This window comes from Pseudomonas sp. 14P_5.3_Bac1 (genome assembly GCF_025466135.1).
Taxonomy (GTDB): Bacteria; Pseudomonadota; Gammaproteobacteria; order Pseudomonadales; family Pseudomonadaceae; genus Aquipseudomonas.
Genome location: NZ_JANLOF010000027.1, coordinates 1 through 1,288 on the forward strand (window position 1 = coordinate 1; position 1,288 = coordinate 1,288).

A 1,288-nucleotide genomic window follows, 5' to 3' on the forward strand; every position below is an offset into this window, starting at 1 on the left:
TTGTTCGGCAAGCAACTGGCCGACAGCGTCGTAGGCGAAACCCAACGCCTGGGCATTGCCTTGCAGATCAGTGAAGGTGACCGCCGTGAGCTGATCCACCGCATCGTAGCTGTACTCAGTGCGGCCATCGTCGGTGGTCTTGGCGACCAGTCGGCCGACCGCATCACGCTCCAGCCGATGAACGATGGGCGCTGGCGGCGTTTCGGGGACCACCGCCAAGCCATTGCCATAAGGCGCTGGAACGGCAGTCACCGCTGTGATGTTGTCCAGCCGGTCGTAGTCGTAGCGCTTGGCGCTGCCGTCGAGGTCTTGCTGTTCCGCCAGCCGATCGCCGGCATCCCACGCAAACCGATAGCTTTCACCGTTTTCATTGACCAACGCTTGCAGACGCCCGTAGCTGTCGTAGCCGAACTGCACCTGGCGACCATGGGCATCGGTGCGCTGGCGTACCTGGCCTCGCCGGTTGTGTTGATAGAGCGTGGTGTGCCCGGCGGGATCGGTGTAGCCCACCAACTGCCCGCTGGCATCGCGCTGGAAATGTTCGGTGCGGCCATCCGGCAGTTGGCTGCTGAGCAATCGGCCCTGGGCGTCGTAGCTGAATTGGGTACGCTCACCGAGGGCATCGGTGATGAGCTGCAAATAACCGCGCTCGTCGTAGCTGAAGCGCGTTGGGTAGCCCGAGCAATCAATATGCTCGACCAGTTGCCCGAACGGGTTCCAGCGCAGTTGTTTGCTTTTGCCGGTGGCGTCGATGATTTCCACGACCTGGCCGTGGGCGTCATAACGATAGCGGGTGATGTAACCCAGCGGATCGGTCTCGGCGATGCAGTTGCCGCGCGGGTCATAGCGATACTGCCAACTGTTGTCGGCGGCGTCGGTTTCCACCAGCGGTAACGCCCAGTGCTCCAGCCATAAGGTGGAGTCGCTGCGCCCGAGCGGGTCGGTTTCGCCGATCAGGTTGCCGCTCTCATCGTAGCTGTACTCATAGCGACCGCCTTGCGGGTCGGTGGCGCTGAGTAACTGGCGTTCGTCGTTCCATTCGAACAGCCAAGTCTGGCCGAGGTTGTCGCTGTACTGAATGATCTGGTACTGAGTGTTCCAGTGCCGAGTGCTGACGCGTTGCAAACCGTCGGTGATGCGGGTCAGGCCCGCCTGCAAGTCGTAGTCGAACTGGTAGGCGTCGCCCTCATCGGTCCAGTGCCGGACCACGCGCCATTCCAGGCCTTCAACCAGTGCCCACTCATAGAAACAGCGCAACCCGGTGGGCAATTGATGCTCAACCATGCGC

General features: G+C 61.8%; 1 pseudogene. It reads right to left on the reverse strand.

The features are described 5' to 3' along the window. Positions 1–1,288: pseudogene (locus NTD89_RS07240) on the reverse strand (type IV secretion protein Rhs); the annotation flags it as partial.